This window comes from Amycolatopsis sp., assembly GCF_025464955.1.
Classification (GTDB): domain Bacteria; phylum Actinomycetota; class Actinomycetes; order Mycobacteriales; family Pseudonocardiaceae; genus Amycolatopsis.
In genome coordinates, this window is sequence record NZ_JAODNM010000030.1 from 188,249 (window position 1) to 204,204 (window position 15,956).

The 15,956-nt window shown below is 68.6% G+C and carries 15 protein-coding genes; 8 read left to right on the forward strand and 7 right to left on the reverse strand.

Going from position 1 to position 15,956, the window contains the following annotated elements; translation table 11 throughout:
• Positions 1 to 21: 21 nt before the first annotated feature.
• Both glf and JWQ81_RS05630 read right to left on the reverse strand, forming a co-directional pair.
• Complete coding sequence (gene glf / locus JWQ81_RS05625) at positions 22 to 1,212, reverse strand: UDP-galactopyranose mutase (RefSeq protein WP_297538236.1); 1,191 nt, start codon at positions 1,210 to 1,212, stop codon at positions 22 to 24.
• A 10-nt stretch (positions 1,213 to 1,222) separates the two neighbouring features.
• Positions 1,223 to 1,924: a MerR family transcriptional regulator gene (locus tag JWQ81_RS05630; protein WP_297538397.1), complete on the reverse strand. Its 702-nt coding sequence runs from the start codon at positions 1,922 to 1,924 to the stop codon at positions 1,223 to 1,225.
• 112 nt (positions 1,925 to 2,036) lie between these two features.
• Here JWQ81_RS05630 and JWQ81_RS05635 point away from each other — a divergent pair, with 112 nt between their 5' ends.
• The gene (locus JWQ81_RS05635) at positions 2,037 to 3,254 is read left to right on the forward strand and encodes an erythromycin esterase family protein (RefSeq protein WP_297538238.1); all 1,218 of its coding nucleotides are present in this window, start codon (positions 2,037 to 2,039) and stop codon (positions 3,252 to 3,254) included.
• A 43-nt stretch (positions 3,255 to 3,297) separates the two neighbouring features.
• Here the strand turns inward: JWQ81_RS05635 and JWQ81_RS05640 are convergent, their stop codons facing one another.
• Entirely contained in the window at positions 3,298 to 4,035 is a 738-nt protein-coding gene (locus tag JWQ81_RS05640; RefSeq protein ID WP_297538240.1) for a class I SAM-dependent methyltransferase, read from the reverse strand.
• A 272-nt stretch (positions 4,036 to 4,307) separates the two neighbouring features.
• On the opposite strand from JWQ81_RS05640, the gene JWQ81_RS05645 reads away from it, so the two are divergent.
• A complete protein-coding gene (locus tag JWQ81_RS05645; protein WP_297538242.1) occupies positions 4,308 to 5,732 on the forward strand; it encodes a DHA2 family efflux MFS transporter permease subunit in 1,425 nt (474 codons plus the stop codon).
• A 47-nt stretch (positions 5,733 to 5,779) separates the two neighbouring features.
• Here JWQ81_RS05645 and JWQ81_RS05650 read toward each other — a convergent pair whose 3' ends face one another.
• Positions 5,780 to 6,685 carry an LD-carboxypeptidase gene (locus JWQ81_RS05650; RefSeq protein WP_297538244.1) on the reverse strand — a complete coding sequence of 302 codons (906 nt, stop codon included), beginning with the start codon at positions 6,683 to 6,685 and terminating at the stop codon, positions 5,780 to 5,782.
• A complete protein-coding gene (locus JWQ81_RS05655) occupies positions 6,682 to 8,622 on the reverse strand; it encodes a prolyl oligopeptidase family serine peptidase (RefSeq protein ID WP_297538246.1) in 1,941 nt (646 codons plus the stop codon). The genes JWQ81_RS05650 and JWQ81_RS05655 overlap by 4 nt, the downstream gene beginning before the upstream one ends.
• A gap of 103 nt (positions 8,623 to 8,725) precedes the next feature.
• On the opposite strand from JWQ81_RS05655, the gene JWQ81_RS05660 reads away from it, so the two are divergent.
• From JWQ81_RS05660 to JWQ81_RS05680, 5 genes are all read left to right on the forward strand, one after another.
• Complete coding sequence (locus tag JWQ81_RS05660; RefSeq protein ID WP_297538248.1) at positions 8,726 to 9,301, forward strand: DUF3090 domain-containing protein; 576 nt, start codon at positions 8,726 to 8,728, stop codon at positions 9,299 to 9,301.
• A 57-nt stretch (positions 9,302 to 9,358) separates the two neighbouring features.
• Positions 9,359 to 10,126, forward strand: coding sequence for an SCO1664 family protein (locus JWQ81_RS05665; RefSeq protein ID WP_297538399.1), 768 nt, complete (start codon positions 9,359 to 9,361; stop codon positions 10,124 to 10,126).
• Between the two features lie 69 nt (positions 10,127 to 10,195).
• Positions 10,196 to 11,005, forward strand: a complete 810-nt coding sequence (locus JWQ81_RS05670) for a DUF3097 domain-containing protein (protein ID WP_297538250.1) — start codon at positions 10,196 to 10,198, stop codon at positions 11,003 to 11,005.
• 80 nt (positions 11,006 to 11,085) lie between these two features.
• Positions 11,086 to 11,520, forward strand: a complete 435-nt coding sequence (locus JWQ81_RS05675; RefSeq protein ID WP_297538251.1) for an NfeD family protein — start codon at positions 11,086 to 11,088, stop codon at positions 11,518 to 11,520.
• A 52-nt stretch (positions 11,521 to 11,572) separates the two neighbouring features.
• Positions 11,573 to 12,961 (forward strand): SPFH domain-containing protein, encoded by a 1,389-nt coding sequence (locus JWQ81_RS05680; RefSeq protein ID WP_297538252.1) that lies wholly within the window; start codon positions 11,573 to 11,575, stop codon positions 12,959 to 12,961.
• Between the two features lie 290 nt (positions 12,962 to 13,251).
• Here JWQ81_RS05680 and JWQ81_RS05685 read toward each other — a convergent pair whose 3' ends face one another.
• On the reverse strand, positions 13,252 to 14,166 hold the full coding sequence (locus JWQ81_RS05685) for a TIGR03620 family F420-dependent LLM class oxidoreductase (RefSeq protein WP_297538254.1): 915 nt from the start codon (positions 14,164 to 14,166) through the stop codon (positions 13,252 to 13,254).
• A gap of 177 nt (positions 14,167 to 14,343) precedes the next feature.
• Between JWQ81_RS05685 and JWQ81_RS05690 the strand changes: the two genes are divergently transcribed.
• Entirely contained in the window at positions 14,344 to 15,216 is an 873-nt protein-coding gene (locus JWQ81_RS05690) for a LysR substrate-binding domain-containing protein (RefSeq protein ID WP_297538256.1), read from the forward strand.
• A gap of 14 nt (positions 15,217 to 15,230) precedes the next feature.
• Here the strand turns inward: JWQ81_RS05690 and JWQ81_RS05695 are convergent, their stop codons facing one another.
• Positions 15,231 to 15,818: a pyridoxamine 5'-phosphate oxidase family protein gene (locus JWQ81_RS05695; RefSeq protein ID WP_297538258.1), complete on the reverse strand. Its 588-nt coding sequence runs from the start codon at positions 15,816 to 15,818 to the stop codon at positions 15,231 to 15,233.
• Positions 15,819 to 15,956 lie beyond the last annotated feature (138 nt).

Consider the following 15,956-nt stretch of genomic DNA (forward strand, 5'->3'; position numbering starts at 1 on the left):
CGGGTGCGGGTGCGGTTCGAGTCAGCCCTCCAGTGAGCCGTCCAGCGGCCGCCCTTCGGTGAGGAATGGCGCGATCTTGTTGTCGTACATGCTCAACGCCGACCCGATCGCCATGTGCATGTCGAGGTACTGGTAGGTCCCGAGCCGCCCGCCGAACAGCACGCTCCGCTGCGCGGCTTCCTTCTTGGCGAGCGCCCGGTACCGGCCGAGCATTTCGCGGTCCTCGGGGGTGTTGATCGGGTAGTAGGGTTCGTCGTCCTTCTCGGCGGACCGGGAGAACTCCCGCACGATGACGGTCTTGTCCTGCGGATATGTCCGCTCCGGGTGGAAGTGCCGGAATTCGTGGATCCGGGTGAAGGCGACGTCGTCGTCGGCGTAGTTCATCACCGGAAGGCCTTGGAAGTCGCCGCAGTCGTGCAGGACTTCCTGCTCGAAGTCCAGGGTGCGCCAACCCAGCCAACCTTCGCTGTAGTCGAAGTAGCGGTCGAGCGGCCCGGTGTAGACCACCGGAATGCCGGCCGGGATGTCGTCGCGCACGTCGAAGAAATCGGTGTTCAGGCTGACGTCGATGTTCGGGTGCTCGGCCATCCGATTGAGCCACGCGGTGTACCCGTCGACAGGCAGGCCCTCGTAGGTGTCGTTGAAATAGCGGTTGTTGAAGGTAAACCGCATCGGCAGGCGCGTGACGTTGGCGCCAGGGAGGTTCTTGGGGTCGGTTTGCCACTGCTTCGCGGTGTAGTTCTTGAAGAACGCCTCGTAGAGGGGGCGACCGACCAGGGAGATGGCCTTGTCCTCGAAGTTGGTGGCGCTCTCGCCATCGACCTCGCCGGCTTGCTCGGTGATCAGTTCCCGCGCCGCGGTCGGTGAGAGGGTCCGTCCGAAGAACTGCGACATCGAACCCAGGTTCGGCGGGAACGAATAGACGTTGCCCTGATAGATCGAGAACACCCGGTGCTGGTAGTCGGTGAACTCGGTGAACCGGGTGACGTAGTCCCACACGCGTTTGTTCGAGGTGTGGAAAAGGTGTGCACCGTACTTGTGGATCTCGATCCCCGTCTCGGGTTCGAGCTCGGAGTACGCGTTGCCGCCGAGGTGTGGCCGGCGCTCCAGCACGAGGACGCGTTTGCCCTGCTGACTCGCCACGCGTTCCGCGACCGTCAGACCGAAAAACCCGGAACCGACAACAACGAGGTCATATCCCACGAGATTCACCCGCGGAATGTTACCGGGTGGCCTGATCGAGCAGAGTGAGATAGGCGTCGAGCTGTGCCGCACCGGCGAGCAGAGCACGGCTGCGCGAGGTCAGCCTGGCCTGCCAGGAGTCGAGGAACGCACTGAGCGCGTCCGCTCCGCCCGCTTCGTGCAGCGACTCGAGGAACCGCGCGACCTGGCGCAGCGGGTACCCGCCTCGGCGCAGTTGCCGCGCGATCTCGGCGTCGCGCACGCAGTCCGGTCCGTATTCGCGGTAACCCGTCGCGCGGTCGCGTTCGGGACGCAGAATGCGCTCGGTCTCCCAGGTCCGCAGCGTCGCCGGGTGTACGCCGAGCCGGCGCGCGAGTTCGCCCACCGTCAGCGGTCGGCCGTTGACCGGAACGGGTGCCGTGGTGGACAGCGCACCCAGGGCCGTCGCGACTTCGGTGCGGGTGCCGCGCTCGGCGAGCAGCGCGACGTGCGCGGCGTCGATGAGCCGGTACGCAGACTCGGTGTCGCCCCGGTTGGTCGCGCGCATGATCTCGGTTGCCTGCTGGTGCCCGTGGCCGCCGCGCAACGCGACGAAGGAGCGCAAGGCCTGCGCGTGCAGTGGTGTGTAGCGCCGGTAGCCGGTATCGCTGCGCTCGGTTGGCGGGAGGACGCCGGCGTCGTCGTAGTTGCGGATCGCCTGGGCGGACAATCCGTGTTCCCGGGCCAGGTCGATGGGTCGCAGCTCGCACCTCCGTTTGAGGCTTGAACCTATCAAGCAGAGGTCGATGTCAGGGAAGTTTCACTCGATTCTTCAACGATACTGTCGAAGGCAGTGCATTCCGAAAGGGGTATCCATGTCCACTGCCACATCACTGCGTGAGATCGCCTGCCAACTCGACGACCCGGCAAGCCTGGGTCGAGGCATCGACGACCTGCTCGCTGCGCGGGCCGAGCCGCCGATCCTGCTCGCCCTCGGCGAACCGACCCATGGAATCGAGGCATTCCCGTTGCTGCGCAACGAAATCCTTGGTCACCTCGTCGAGCGGGGGTACCGGTCAATCGTGCTGGAGACCGACTTCTTCGCTGCGTCCGTTGTCGACGGCTACGTGGCCGGAGGCGCGGGAGAGATCGACAAGGTGCTCGCGTCCGGCTTCAGCCACGGGTTCGGCGCCGTGCCGGGTAACCGAGAGCTCGTTGAATGGCTCCGCGCACACAATGCCGGCCGCGCGCCGCAGGACCGGGTTCGCTTCTACGGCTTCGACGCGCCCACGGAGACTTACAGTGCGCCGAGCCCGCGACGCGCACTGTCCGCGGTCAACGACTACCTGCCCGCTGCGCTGCGGCCCGAATCGGTCCGCGAGCTCGACGTGCTGCTCGGCGAGGACGCGAACTGGGAGACCGAGGCGGCGGCGTTCGACCCCGCAGTGTCCATAGGCGGCTCCGACCACGCTCGTGCCCTCCGCATCGTCGCGGACGACCTAGCGAGCGCGCTGCGCCGCGCGGCACCCGGCCTCCGCCCTGTCGACCCGCCCGGCTACGACCACGCCGTCGCGCATGCGCGCACCGCCCAGGGCCTGCTGCGCTATCACGCGGCCATGGCCGGCTCCGCACCCGACCGCATCGCGACTTTGCTCAGTCTGCGTACCGAGATGATGGCCGAGAACCTCCTGGACATCGTGGCCCAGGAGCAGAAACGTGGACCGAGTCTGGTGTTCGCGCACAACGTGCACCTTCAGCGTGCGCAGTCCCACATGCAGGTCGGCGAGGCCGAGGCGAGCTGGGGGAGCGCCGGCGCGCTCGCCGGGCTCGCTCTCGGCGAGCGATATGTGTTCCTGGCAACCGACGCCAACCCGCACAGCGCCCCTGACACCTTCCAGGGCGTGTTGGCCGAGGCGACTACCCGACGCGCGTTGTTCCGGACACCGGCCCTCCGTGCGGCGCTTCCCTCGTCGATCGGCATGGGCGAACCGATCGTGCGCGGACACCTCCCGTTCGACCCGGCCGCGCTGGAAGGCGCCGACGCGGTCATCTTCGTCGCCGACACCGACGGAAAACAGCATCAGTACTGGTAGCGAGTCGCCGCCAGCGTGGTTGGCCTCCGCGTTGTCGCGACAGTCAGACGGCTTCGAGTACGAAGAACAGAAAGCACAGGAAAGCTTGCCTTTCCCCCAAGTCGTCGGGGAACCGCTCGCGGGCGCCTGGTGCTGGGTGCGGCTCGCTGATGACGGCTGTGCGGAAGCCGGCTGCGGTGAAGGCGTCGGTCATCGCGTGCAGTGGCCGGTGCCAGTACGTGAGCGTGCCCTTCTGGCCGCTGAAGGTGTACTCCTCGGACCACTTGACGGTCGCGAAATAGTCGGCTTCGGGATAGAGCAGCTTGAAAACAGTGGGGTGATTGACGGCCATGATCAGTCGGCCGCCGGGCCGCAGCACGCGCCGCAACTCGGCCAGCGGTGCGGTCCAGTCCTCCAGGTAGTGCAGTACCAGGGACGCGATGACATCGTCGAACGTGCCGTCGGGAAACGGCAGCGGGCTGCCGATATCGGCGACCTGCAGGGCCGCGGTGTCGCCGAGTCGCTGCCGGGCTAGTTCCACCATCTTGGTGCTGGAGTCGAAGCCGGTCACGATGGCGCCCCGCCCGCGCAGCGCCTCGAACAGGGGGCCGGAGCCGCAGCCGGCGTCGAGGATCTGCCGGTCGGTCACCTCCCCGGCCAGGTCCAAGATCGCGGGCCGCGTGTAATAGGCGTTGATCAGGCTGGTCTCGGTTTCGGCCGCATACGCCTCCCCGAAGGTGTCGTAGTCGTTGACCACGGCCTCGTCGACGGACCCGGCAGAGCTCTCGAAGGTGGAAGGCATACAACCGATCCTGGCACAGCCTGCCTGGCACACCGCGAGTTCCACACCCACGCCGCTGAGTCCCACGCTCGCATGCGCGTCGCAGGACTTCGCCGCGGCCATGGCCGACCTGGGCAACGGCCCACGCCCCAGGGTGATTCCGCGGCTGCCGGGGGCCTGAGCTGCAGGGGTACACCGATGTGCCCCTGAAACAGGAAAGTGCCTTCTTCCGCGCACCTCCACGGGAACAGATCATGGGTGCTGTTACAGAACATGCACCTATGGAGGTCACCGTGGATACACTCACCCCGCCCCAAGTCCGGTCGCGCCGGCTGGCTTTGGCCGTGCTGTGCGCCGGGGCGCTGATGGTGATCCTCGATCAGACCGTGGTCAACGTCGCTCTTCCGGCGGTCCAGGCCGACCTGGGGTTTTCCGCGTCGAGTCTGGCGTGGGTCGTCAACGCCTACGTGATCGCGTTCGCGGGACTGCTGCTGCTCGCCGGGCGCCTGGGCGACTTGTTCGGTGCCCGGCGGGTGTTCCTGTTCGGGCTTGCGCTGTTCACGGCGGCGTCGGTGTGGTGCGGGGTCTCGTCCGGGCCGGCCATGCTTGTCGCCGCCAGGTTCGTGCAGGGGGCGGGCGGCGCGGCAGCGTCAGCGGTCATCCTCGGCATGATCGTCACGCTGTTCCCGCAGCCGCGCGACCGGGCGAAGGCCATCGGGGCGTTCAGCTTCGTCCAGGCAGCGGGTGGTTCACTCGGCTCGCTCGCCGGCGGGGTCATCACGCAGGCCGTGAGCTGGCACTGGATCTTCTTCGTCAACGTCCCGATCGGACTGGCCGCGATGGGGCTTGCCGTCCGGCTGCTCGAACGCGACCCCCGAGCGGACCGACGTCGTGGCGCCGACCTTTCCGGAGCGTTGCTGGTGACGACCGCGCTGATGGTCGGCGTCTACGCGGTGGTCGAGGTCGCGGACTTCGGCTGGGTTTCAGCGCACACGCTCGGCTTCGGTGCGCTGTCCTTATTGTTGCTGGCAGCTTTCCTGGTGCGGCAGGGCAAAGCAGCGGAACCGCTGCTGCCGTTGGGGACATTCCGCTCCCGCACGGTGTCCGGGGTCAACCTCGTGCAGATCCTGTTGATCGGCGCGATGTTCGGCTTCCAGTACCTCGCCGTGCTTTACCTACGGCAGGTTCTCGGCTTGGACGCGTCGGAAACGGGTCTGTCCATGGTGCCGATCGCGGTGGTCATCGCGGCCGTTTCACTGGGTATGTCGGCCCGCCTGAACGTCAGGTTCGGCGAGCTCGCCGTGCTACTCACCGGCCTCGGCCTGATCGTGGTGAGTTTCGGCTGGTTGACGTTTCTCCCTGCGCGCGGCGCTTTCGCGGCCGACTTCCTGCCGGCGTCGCTCCTGATCGGGCTGGGGTTCGGCCTGGCGATGCCCGCGCTGATGGGGCTGGGGATGTCCGGGACGAAGGCCGACGAGGCCGGGCTGGTGTCGGGCCTGTTCACCACCTCGCAGCAGGTCGGGGGAGCGTTGGGGCTCGCGGCGCTGGCCGTGCTTGCCGCGACGCGGACGACGTCGCTGAGTGCGACCGGCGAAGATCGACCGTCCGCGCTGACCGGCGGCTACCACCTTGCGTTCGCCACGAGCGCGGTCCTCGTCCTGCTCGCCGCGGGCATCGCCGTGGCCATTCTGCGCAACCCGCGCACGGCACGCTCGTGAACGTTCTGGCCGGTTTTAAGCGGCCGGAACACTCACGAGCGTGCCGCTTACGCAAGCGCGGGTTCGGCGAGGGTGAGGGTGCCCGCGTCGGCGTCGAGGTCGACGGTGACGCCCAGGGGGACGGTCGGCGCGGAGGGGAGGTGGCCGAAGCCGAACTCCCAGCGAACCGGGACACCGAGCGGCACCAGCCTGTCGACCATCAGCGCCCGGACGTCGGCGAGGTCGCCGCAGGCCGTCCACGAGCCCAGCACGATCCCGGCGACCCCGTCGAACCAGCCTGAACGCAGCAGCTGGGTCAGCATCCGGTCGATGCGGTAGATGCTTTCGGTGACGTCCTCCAGCACCGCGATCGCGCCGCGCGCGGTGACGTGCTCCGGAGCCCCGATACCGGCGGTGACGAGAGCGAGGTTGCCGCCCAAGGTCTTCCCGCGGGCAGCCCCGCCGCGCAGGGCTTCACCACCGGACGCGGTCAGCGTCAGCACCTTCTCCGGCTCGAACAAGGTCTGGCGGAGGTGCTCGGCGGCGGTATCGTCGAAGTTGGTGCTTGCCGGCATCGGGGAGAACAACGTCGTCAGTCCACAGTGGATGCCGATGGCCTCGTGCAGCGCGGTGACGTCGCTGGACCCGGCGAACACCTTCGGTGGTGCGGCCGCCAACGCCGTCCAGTCCAGCAGGTCGAGCATCCGCATACTGCCGTAACCGCCGCGGGCGGCCAGAACACAGCCGACATCCGGATCGAGCCAAGCGTCGCTGAACTCCGCGGCGCGTCGCTCGTCGGACGCCGAGAGGTACTTCACCGGAGAACTGTGAGCGCGGACGCAGTCGCCGATCCGCACCCGCACACCCCACGACTCGAGTACCGGCACGGCCGCGTCCACCAACTGCTCCGGGACCGGACCGGCCGGGGCGACCAACGCGATCGTGGCGCCCCGCGCCAAGCGAGGCGGCCTCACCGGTGCAGGTCCAGCTCGGGGATTCCGCGGGTTTCGAAGCCGAACACCTGACCGTAGAAGGAAAGCTCGGCTTCCAGCGCGGCGATGATCGTCTCGGCCTTGCGGAAGCCGTGCTGCTCGCCCTCGAACGTCAAGTAGGCGTGCGGGATGTCCCTGCCCCGCAGCGCGGCGACGAAACGGTCGGCCTGCTGCGGCGGGCAGATCAGGTCCTCGAGGCCCTGCAGGAACAGCACCGGCCCGACGAGCGCCGTCGAATTGTTGATCGGCGACCGCTCGGCGTAGCGCTGTTCGTGCTCCGGCAGCGATCCGATCAGCCCGTCGAGATAGCGCGACTCGAAGTCGTGCGTCTCGCCCCCCGAACCGGTCCACTGCGTGAGGTCGAGGATCGGGTACTTCACCGTGCCCGCGCGGTAGGTGCGGACGGTGGTCATCGACGCCGCCGACGTGAACCCGCCGGCGCTGCCGCCGCGGATGGCCAGCCGGTCGCGGTCGGCCGTCCCCTCGTCGACCAGCGCTTCCGCCACGGCGACGCAATCCTCGACGTCGACCACACCCCACTGCTCGCGCAGCCGCTCACGGAATCGCCTGCCGTACCCGGTCGAGCCGCCGTAGTTGACTGCGACGACCCCGATGCCCCGGCTGGTGAAGAACGCGAAGTCGAGATCGAGGGTCGGGTAGTTGCGCCCGGTCGGCCCGCCGTGGACGTGCACGACGTAGGGCGGCAGGTCCCCGTCCGGCGCGGTGAACCCCGGATTCGACGGCGGGTAGACGTACGCGGGCACAGGCTCGCCCGCAGCCGTGGTGAACACCCGCTCGATCGGTTTCGGGACGTACTCGGGGGACACGGTCTGCACCGCGGGCGGGCGGAGCTCGACCAGCGATGACGAATCGAGGCCCGCATGGACCACCGCACTCTCGCTGCGTCGACCTGCTGCTACGCCCACCACTCCGCCGGCACAGGCGGCGATGCACGGGCTCCATGCGGTCAGTTCGGCGGCGGAGGCGACCAGTGACACGTCGCCTGTCCGCTCGTCGAGCACGGCCAGCCGACCGGAGTTGAGCACGGCGTGCCTGCCCGCGCCGAGCGGGGTGAACCACCTGGAGCCGATTTTCCACAGCGCACCACCGAGCTCCTCGGCCACGGGCGCGAGGTTCGACACCGTGCCGTCGAGCGAGATCCGGTGCAGGTTCCACCAGCCGGCCGGATCGAGCAGCGCGAGCAGGTTGTCTGCGCTCTCCCATTCGAGCTGGCACACAGCGACCGAAGGTCCGCCGGCGAGGACTCGGTGCGGTCCGAAGGTGCCGTCCGGCGCCACTTCGGCCACACAAAGCTCCGTGCCGTCCCATGGCATCGCGGGGTGGTCCCAGCCGAGCCACGCGGCGTGCGCACCGTCGGGGGAGAGCTGCGGCGAGGTCAGGAAGTGGTGGCTGGCGGCCAGTACTCGCGGCTCGCCACCCTGAACGTCGAGGGCGACGAGGTCGCGCGCGACGTCGGTCGGCAGCGGGCCGACGCTGGTCTCGCGGACGACCCACAGCTCACCGGGGAGCCCCGGCCGCAGGCCGCTGTAGCGGACGCCATGCGGCGTTTCGGGATCGGCGGTGATCGGCGTCACGCGGCCCGTGGTGAGGTCGCGCACATAGACGCGCTGGTCGTCCCAGTGGGTGAAGGCGACCAACCCGTCGACCACCGCCCACGGCCGGCCGCCGTACTCGTGCACGCGGTTGCGGGCGTTCCACGGCGCGGGGAGCAGTTCGTCGATCGTGCCCCCGGTGGCGGCTCTCACCAGCGCCACCCGGCCGCCCTCACCAGGGCGGGCTTCGGTCCACCAGACCTCACCGTCCACCACGTCCAGCCAGTCCGCCCCACCCCCGGCGGCTGCGGCATCGGCGGCGGAGACGGGCGAGGTCCAGGTTCCATAAGGCGCGATCGTCGACACACCTGAACTTAGCAGTCGCCTGGTCGCCAAGGGGTGGGATCGGCCACCGAATGCGGGGCGGCAGATGCCGGGGACGGGGGTGTGGCTTAGGGTTCTAGGTGTCATGCCTCGCGTAATCCATGTCTTCCGCCAGCCCGACCGGTTCGTCGCCGGTACCGTCGGGGAACCAGGCGACCGCACTTTCTACCTCCAGGCGTCCGAGAACGTCCGCACGATCAGTGTGACGATCGAAAAGCAACAGGTAGCGGTGCTCGCCGAGCGCCTCGACTCACTGCTCGAAGAGGTCGCCAACCGGTTCGGCGCGGACATCCCCGAGGAAGTCCCGGACGACCTCGTCGACGTCGGCCCCCTGACCGTGCCGGTCGAGGAGGAGTTCCGCGTCGGCACCATGGGGCTCGGCTGGGACGCCGACAGCAGCGCGGTGGTGATCGAACTGCTCGCCGTCACCGAAGGCGAGGTCGACGAAACCGTCGTGCTCGACGACACCGAAGAGGGCCCGGACGCGGTCCGCGTGTTCCTCAGCCCGGTCGCCGCCAGAGCGTTCGCCGAGCGAGCTGACCGGGTGATCAACGCCGGTCGCCGCCCCTGCCCGCTCTGCGCCGAGCCGCTCGACCCGGCCGGTCACATCTGCCCGCGGCAGAACGGCTACCGCCGCGACGCGGACGTACTCGAGGACTGAGCCGAACCAGTGGCAGACGCACCCGAGCCGGCCGTCGACCTCACCGATCCGGCGGCCATGGAATTGCTCACCCATGGGCGGCTCGAGGTCGAAGGACGGCTGGTCGACGCCTCGAACGTCACGTTGTTCTGCAAGATCGAACTCGCCGGGGTCGTCAGCAACGCGGTCTACAAACCGGTTTCCGGGGAAAAACCGCTCTGGGACTTCCCCGACGGCACCCTCGCCGGGCGCGAGGTCGCGGCCTACCTGGTTTCGCAGTCGGTAGACCTCGGCGCGATCCCGCCGACGACCCTGCGCGACGGGCCGTTCGGCGAGGGCATGGTCCAGCTGTGGGTGGAGACCGGCGAAGACGAGCTCGTCGATGTCCGCGCCCCTGAGGAATTGCCCGACAACTGGCGGGTTGTGCTCCACGCGCACGACCGCAACGGCGAGCCCGCCGTCCTCGCCCACGCCAACCACCCCGGCCTGCGCGACCTGGCCGTGCTGGACGTCGTCGTCAACAACACCGACCGCAAGGGCGGCCACCTGCTGGCCGGCCTCGACGGCCGCGCGTATGGCGTGGACCACGGCATCTGCTTCCACACCGACCCGAAGCTGCGCACCGTGTTGTGGGGCTGGATCGGCGAACCGATCCCCGAAGAGTCGCTCCTCAAACTGCACACCCTGATGGCAGACCTCGAAGGCCCGCTCGGCGAGACGCTCGCGTCACACCTCACCGGTTTCGAGATCCGCGCCATCTATGAGCGAGCCGAGCAGCTTGTCACCGAAGGGATTTTCCCCGCCCCTGGTGACGATTGGCGAGCGGTTCCCTGGCCACTGTTCTAGGACTCGTGAGTGTCCTAGTCCGGCGTGGCGCGGTGACGTCGGTGCGTCCGGGCTCTAGCGTCGCACTCCGTGCGCTCCCATTCCTATGACGATGTGCTGGCCGGGCCTCGCCGCCGGAAGATCCCCGAGGTAGCGGCCGAACGCGACCTCGTGGTCGAGGAAGCCGGCAGCGGCTTCTGCGGGGCGGTGGTGCGCCTCGAATACGGCAACGTCGTCCTCGAGGACAGGCACGGCAACCATCGGGTGTTCCCGCTGGAACCGGCCGGATTCCTGGTCGACGGCAAACATGTCACGCTCGTCCCCCCGAAGGCCGCGCCGCCGCCGGTGTCGAAGGTGTCGGCGTCCGGCTCGGTGCGTGTCCAAGGCCATCAGGCCAAGGTCGCCAAGGATTCTCGGATCTGGGTCGAGGGCAAGCACGACGCCGAGCTGGTCGAACGGGTCTGGGGCCACGACCTGCGGGTCGAAGGCGTGGTCGTCGAACCGTTGGACGGCGTCGACGTCCTCGCCGAGCGCGTCGCCGAGTTCGGCACCGGTCCGGAACGCCGGCTCGGGGTACTGGTCGACCATCTGGTCAAGGGCAGCAAGGAGTCGAGGATCGTCGGAGCCGTCCGCGACGAGAACGTGCTCGTCACCGGTCACCCATACGTGGATATCTGGCAGGCGGTCAGACCGGCCGCCGTCGGGATCAAGGCCTGGCCGTCGGTGCCCCGCTCGATCGAGTGGAAGGTCGGGATCTGTACCGCGCTTGGCTGGGGCGAGCCGTATCAGGGCTGGCAGCGGGTGCTGGCAGCGGTCAGCAGCTACCGCGACCTGGAAACCCCGCTGATCGGCGCGGTGGAACGGCTGATCGATTTCGTCACCGTCGGAGAGGTCGGATGAACCGCTCACGCCAGGTCACGCGGAGGTCACGTCGAGTCGTCCCCCCGGTGCATACAGTGCGTTTCTGACACGATATGTCCATGACAGCGGCATTGGTATGGCTCATCGTCGGCCTCGTGCTGATGATGGCGGAGGTCCTCTCCGGTGACTTCGTCCTCATCATGCTCGGGGTCGCCGCGCTCTTCGGCGCCGGCGGCGCGGCCCTGACCGACAACGTGGTGGTCGAGGTCGCCGTGTTCGCGGTGGTGTCGGTCGCCCTGCTCGTGCTGGGGCGCCCGGCGCTCAAGCGGCGCTTCCTCGGCGGGCCGGGGACACGGACCAACACCGACGCGCTGATCGGCGCCCGCGCCGTCGTCATCTCCACCGTGGACGCGGAAAGCGGCGGCCGGATCAAACTGGCCGGGGACGTCTGGTCGGCCCGCAGCCTTTCCGAAGGACACAGTCTCGAACCGGGCACCACGGTGACGGTCGTGGAGATCTCCGGTGCCACCGCGGTCGTGGCGGCGGAACCGTGAACCACAGCTCGAAATATGGCTCGAAATATCGGAGCGAGAAGGGAAAAAAGTCTTGTCGACGATAGCAATAGTCGTTGTCGTGCTGGTGGTGCTCTTCGTGATCATCACGGTCGCGAAATCGATCATGGTGGTCCCGCAGGCGCAGTCCGCCGTCATCGAGCGGCTGGGACGGTTCCGCACCGTGGCTTCGCCGGGGTTGACGTTCCTGGTGCCGTTCCTGGACAAGGTGCGGTCCCGGATCGACCTGCGCGAGCAGGTCGTCTCGTTCCCGCCGCAGCCGGTGATCACCGAGGACAACCTGACGGTGTCGATCGACACCGTCGTGTACTTCCAGGTGACCGACTCGCGCGCCGCGGTCTACGAGATCTCCAACTACATCGTCGGCGTCGAGCAGCTGACCACCACGACCCTGCGTAACGTCGTCGGTGGGATGAGCCTCGAGCAGACCCTGACCTCGCGTGACTCGATCAACCACCAGCTGCGCGGCGTCCTCGACGACGCGACCGGCCGGTGGGGGATCCGGGTCGCCCGCGTGGAGCTGAAGGCGATCGACCCGCCGCCGTCCATCCAGGACTCCATGGAGAAGCAGATGCGCGCGGACCGGGAGAAGCGCGCGATGATCCTGACCGCCGAAGGTCAGCGCGAGTCCTCGATCAAGACGGCCGAAGGTCAGAAGCAAAGCCAGATCCTGGCGGCCGAAGGTGCCAAGCAGGCCACGATCATGGCGGCCGAGGCCGAGCGGACCTCGCGCATCCTGCGCGCCCAAGGTGAGCGAGCCGCGCGATACCTTCAGGCACAGGGGCAGGCCAAGGCGATCGAAAAGGTGTTCGCGGCGATCAAGGCCGGTCGGCCGACGCCGGAAGTCCTGGCGTACCAATACCTCCAGACGCTGCCGCAGCTGGCACAGGGCGACGCCAACAAGGTCTGGATGATCCCGAGCGACTACGGCAAGGCACTCGAAGGCTTCGCGAAGGCGCTCGGCGCGCCCGGTGACGACGGCGTCTTCCGGTACGAGCCCGCCCAGTACGACGAGGTCGCGAAGCCGGACATGGAGGACGACGAGGTGTCCGACTGGTTCGACACCTCGACCGACCCGCGGGTCGCCGAAGCGGTCGCGGCCGCGGAAGCCGTTGCCCGCAAGGAGGTCCCGGGCCCGCTCGGTTCCGTCTCGCGTCCCGCGCCGGTGCGTCCGGCCTCCGACGAACCGCAGGGCGGTGCCGCCGAGGACGAGGCACCGGACCGGACCGCCCAGCAGCCCGCGCCGCAGCGCCTGAGTCCGGCGCCGCGTCCGCAACCGCTCACCGGTCCTGCCGGTGGCGGCTACCAGGGCCCGCCCCTGGGCCAGACGCCGCCGGGACAGTCGCCACCCCCCGCGGGACCCAACGGACCGCCCAGCGGCCCGTTCCCGCAGCAGGGCCCCTTCGGTGGTCCGCACCGCTGATCTTCCGCCCGCTCAGGGGATCTACCGTTCGCGGTAGATCCCCTGAGTTTTCTCAATACTCAGGGCGAGTCCCACGTTCGGCATCCCTCCAAGCCGCTGGGCTCGGTCACCATCGCAACTCGCCGTCGAGTTGCGGTGGTGGGGGAGCTGGGTGTGGGACTCGGCTCCGCGAGGGTGGGACTCGCCGACACCGCCCGGTGCACGCCGCGAGTTCCACACTCAGCGCGCTGAGTTCCACGCTCCCGACCCCACGGATACGACCGGAGCGCCGCCGAAGATGCCCGGTTTTTTCAGGACACCAGTGCTGGGGCGAGGTCTTCGAGTTGGTCGATGCCGAGGGTGAAGTCGGCGTCGGTCGAGGGCATGAGCGTCACGTGATCCGCGCCGGCGGCCAGGTGTTCGCGGACCTTGACCGCGATCGCGGCCGGGTCACCGTAGGCGACGGTCGCCTCGACCAGCCGGTCGCTCACCTGCGCGATCTCGTCGTCGGAGTAACCGAGTCGGGCCATGCCGGCCGAGTACCACGGCTGGTCGAGGCGGGCCGCCACCGTGTCCCGGGCGGCCGCCTTCGCCCGGTCGGCGTCGGTGTCCGGGATGATCGTCAGTCCGATGACCAGCAGCTTGTCCGGGCCGAGCTCCTGCCTCGCCCTCGCGGTGAACTCGGGCGGCAGCCCGGCCGGTAGCACGCCGTCGGCGACCTCGCCGCCCAGCGCGAGCATTTTCGGACCGTTCGCGGCGATGATCCGGGGATATGCCGTGTCGGGGGCAGGCGGCCAGGTCTCGGCGTGCATGCGGTCCAGGTAGTCGCGCATGGTGGCCAGCGGGCTGCCGAACGTCCGGCCCACGCTTTCCGCCTGTTGCGGGTAGCCGCCCCCGAGCCCGAGGACGAACCGGCCGGGATAGGCCTGAGCCAGCAGTGCCGACGCGGCGTGCGCCATCTGGGGAGGCCGGGCCCAGATGTTCGCGATGCCGGTGGCGAAGGCCATCCGTTGGGTGGCGGCCAGCAGGACGGAAAGATGCACGAGGGCGTCCTTGCCGCCGACGACCTCGTTGGTCCAGGCGGTGCGGTAGCCGGCGCGTTCCAGCCGCCCGACGGCCTTGCGTTGCAGGTCGATCGAAGGCGCGCTGGTGAACGGGAGCGGCAGGTACACCCCGACCGGCCCCAGCGTTCGGCGGCCGGCCCCTACCACCGTGGTCGTATCCATAGCTCCTCCTCGGAAATGCGGCACCGTGACCGTGCTCGCCCGGTGGTTCCAGCTTGGCTACGCAGCGCACTCGACGTCCAATGAATGTTTCGCAAGCAGCATCCCGATTTGCGCATCACCGCAGCTCACTGCAGGTATGTGTCCGATTGGTGGACTCCTGAGGGGTACGCTGGACGCATGTCCGACTCGCCTCCGGTGGACCTCGACCTTCGGCTGGTGCGGTGTTTCACCGTCGTCGCCGAGCATCGACACTTCGGCCGCGCGGCAGCCGCCCTCCACCTCACCCAGTCGTCGCTGAGCCGGCAGATCGCCCGCCTCGAGCAGCAAGTGGGCGCGCGCCTGCTCGACCGCACCCCACAAGGCAGCACGCTCACCGAGGCCGGCGAAGTCTTCCTGCCGCTGGCCAAGGCGTCGCTGCGGTCCACCGCGCAGGCCGTTTCGCGCACCCGGGCCGCCGCCCAGCCCAGCCGGATCATCATCGGCTTCATCACCAACATGATCATCACTCCGGCGGTGCGCGAGCTGCGTCACCGGCACCCCGACGCCGAAGTGCAAACCCGGTACCTCGACTGGAACGAACCGCGCGCGGCGCTGCTGGACCACCGGGTGGACGCGGCCGTCACCCGATTGCCTTTCCCCACCGACAAGCTGCGCGTGACGGTGCTCTATGACGAACCCCGGGTGGTGCTCGTCCCGGTGAGCCATCGCTTGGCAGGCAAGGAATCCGTCACTCTCGACGACCTCGTCGACGAACCCCGGATCCGGGCGTCCGATCCTGCCGGGGACGCCTTCACCGGCGTCGAACCAGGATCCGGCGGTCCCGTGGCGAAGTCCATTGAGGACAAGTTCGAACTCGTCGCCAGTGGTCAGGCCGTGGCGATCATCCCGGCCGCCGCCGGTATCAGCAGCGTCCGCCCCGATCTCACCACCGTGCCGCTCGACGGCGTCGAGCCGAGCCACGTCGTGCTGGCCACTCGCGCCGACGACCGCAGCCGCCTGGTGGCGGCCTTCCGCAGGTACGCCGAAGCCCAACTCACCGGTCCGACGTGAGACTCAAGACGCTGTCACGCGCTCAAGGCGCGCGGTGGCAGCGGCAGGGGAAGCGCGGGCAGACCGTCGATGCTGGCGTGGTTGGTCGACTTGCCTTCGCAGTACGCGGCGAACTCCTCGTCGGTCTTGCGGTCGAAGTAGTCGGAGTGCAGTGAACGCTCCTCGCGGTAGTCCATGAACGGCACCGCGAACCCGCACGTGTCGCTGATGAGTTCCGCGGTCACCACGATGATCGCCCGCAACCCCGGCGCGTCGGCGTCACCGAACCGGCTGATCAGCTCGGGGAACCGTGGATCGTCGCGGAACACCGGGATGCCGCGGCCGTGGATCCGGACGATGTTCGGCGGACCGGTGAAGGCGCACCACATCACGGTGATCCGGCCGTTCTCCCGCAGATGCGCGATCGTCTCCGCGTGGCTCCCACCGAAGTCCAGGTAGGCGACGGTCCGTTCGTCGAGGACCGTGAGCGAACCCGAGCGGCCCTTCGGGGACACGTTGACGTGTCCGTCGTCGGCCAGGGGCGCGCTCGCCACGAAGAAGACCGGCTGCTCCTCGATGAACGTCCGCAGCCTGCCGTCGATCCGGTCATAGCTCTTTCCCATGGTTTCGAGTATGCCGCCTTCCGACTGTCGAAAACCTGTTGCCGCCGGACCGGACGCCCCGCACGATAAGCCCATGACCTCGACAAGCGCCCCGAAGTTGCTGACCACCGTCGCCGCCGCGCCGGTCCAGCAGCAGGT